Annotated in this window: 1 rRNA gene; it reads right to left on the reverse strand. The window is 43.0% G+C overall.

Annotated features, from left to right (window positions below):
- Positions 1 to 92 precede the first annotated feature (92 nt).
- Positions 93 to 365, reverse strand: a 23S ribosomal RNA gene (locus ACH65_RS18405); the annotation flags it as partial.

Raw genomic sequence — 365 nt, forward strand, 5'->3', positions numbered from 1 at the left:
TCCTTGCTATAGTCACCAGACATATGAATGTAATTTATACATTCAAAACTAGATAGTAAGTAAAAGTGATTTTGCTTCGCAAAACATTTATTTTGATTAAGTCTTCGATCGATTAGTATTCGTCAGCTCCACATGTCACCATGCTTCCACCTCGAACCTATTAACCTCATCATCTTTGAGGGATCTTATAACCGAAGTTGGGAAATCTCATCTTGAGGGGGGCTTCATGCTTAGATGCTTTCAGCACTTATCCCGTCCACACATAGCTACCCAGCTATGCCGTTGGCACGACAACTGGTACACCAGAGGTATGTCCATCCCGGTCCTCTCGTACTAAGGACAGCTCCTCTCAAATTTCCTACGCC

The sequence above is a fragment of the Frateuria defendens genome (genome assembly GCF_001182895.1).
Classification (GTDB): Bacteria; Pseudomonadota; Gammaproteobacteria; order Xanthomonadales; family Rhodanobacteraceae; genus Frateuria_B; species Frateuria_B defendens.